We start from the raw sequence: 1,617 nt of genomic DNA, 5'->3' as shown, positions 1-1,617 counted from the left end.
GTCGTCATCTTGGGGTCTCCAAAGACGGTCGCCCATTCGCTGAAGCTCAGGTTCGTGGTGATGACGACACTGGTGCGCTCGTAGAGTTTGCTCAGCAGATGGAAGAGCAGCGCGCCGCCTGATGCACTGAACGGCAGGTAGCCGAGTTCGTCCAGGATCACGAGATCCAGTCGGACGAGGCTTTCGGCAAGCTGTCCAGCTTTGCCTTTGGCCTTCTCCTGTTCGAGCGTGTTGACGAGCTCGATGGTCGAGAAGAAGCGGACCTTACGGCGGTGATGTTCGACCGCCTGCACGCCAAGGGCTGTCGCGACATGCGTTTTGCCGGTGCCCGGGCCCCCGATTAGCACGACGTTCTGGGCGCCGTCCATGAAGTCGCCGCGATGAAGTTGGCGCACCGTGGCCTCGTTGATCTCACTGGCCGCAAAGTCGAAGCCAGAGAGGTCCTTGTAAGCCGGGAAGCGTGCCGCCTTCATATGGTATGCAATGGAGCGCACCTCCCGCTCGGCCACTTCGGCCTTCAGCAACTGGGCGAGCATTGGCACCGCGGCGTCGAATGCCGGAGCGCCCTGTTCCATGAGGTCGGTGACGGCTTGTGCCATCCCGTGCATCTTCAGGCTGCGGAGCATGATGATGATGGCACCACTGGCGGGATCATGACGCATGACGGCCTCCGGCGGTCCGGGCCCGCAATCCGTCATAGCGTTCGACATTCGCCTTTGGCTCGCGGCGCAGAGCAAGGGCGTGTGGCGTGTCGATGTCCGGCCCTCCGATCGTCTTGCCATCGATCAGACGGTGCAGAAGGTTCAGCACATGGGTCTTGGTTGCTACCCCTTCAGCCAAGGCCATTTCCACAGCGACCAGCACAGCCTGTTCATCGTGATGCAGAACCAGCGCCAGGATATCGACCATCTCCCGGTCACCGCCAGGCTTGCGCAGCATGAGATCTTGCAGCTGCTTGAAGGCCGGAGGGAATTCCGCAAATGGCGCACCGTTCCGTAATGCACCTGGCTTGCGCTAGAGCACGGCCAGGTAATGGCGCCAATCGTAGATCGTGCGTGGTGGGAGCTGGTGGCTGCGCTGGATCACCCGCACATGTTCGCACAGGATTTGACCCTCGGCGGCGACCACCAGACGTTCGGGATAGACCCGCAAGCTCACCGGGCGGTTCGCAAATGATGCCGGGACGCTGTAACGTTCGTCGGGGAAACGATCCCCCGGATCGTTTCCTGATCCTCCTCATGCTCAAAGCTGATCAGGCAGGTCGGCGATACCCTCTTGCTCAGTTCGACGAAGCCATCGAATGCGGGGGGCAATGGCATCAGCGCTGCCTGCTCTGCGGCCCAGACGTCGGCAACGCTGCCAGGCAGCGCTGCATGCGGGATCTCTGTCCACAACGCGACACAGCGCTGTTCCAGCCAGTCGTTCAGCGCCGCGAGATCAGGAAAGCTTGGCATGAGTTGCCACAGACGATGCCTGGCGTCTTGCACGTTCTTCTCGACCTGTCCCTTCTCCCAGCCGGCAGCAGGATTGCAGAACGCCGGATCGAACACGTAGTGGTTTGCCATCGCAAGGAAGCGCATGTTGACCTGCCGGTCCTTCCCGCGGCCGACGCGGTCA

At 61.7% G+C, this 1,617-nt stretch carries 1 protein-coding gene and 1 pseudogene; both read right to left on the bottom strand.

Translation table 11 applies throughout. From position 1 onward, the window contains the following. Nucleotides 1-662: IS21-like element helper ATPase IstB (gene istB / locus BUA54_RS20425; protein ID WP_072859069.1), on the bottom strand; the 662-nt coding region annotated here is incomplete at its 3' end. Then, nucleotides 652-1,617: pseudogene (locus BUA54_RS20420) on the bottom strand (Mu transposase domain-containing protein); the annotation flags it as partial. The gene istB and the pseudogene BUA54_RS20420, both read right to left, overlap by 11 nt.

The organism is Loktanella atrilutea, assembly GCF_900128995.1.
GTDB classification, from domain to species: Bacteria; Pseudomonadota; Alphaproteobacteria; order Rhodobacterales; family Rhodobacteraceae; genus Loktanella; species Loktanella atrilutea.
Note: the sequence above shows the minus strand (reverse complement) of the source record. Positions and strands in the feature narration are given on the sequence as shown.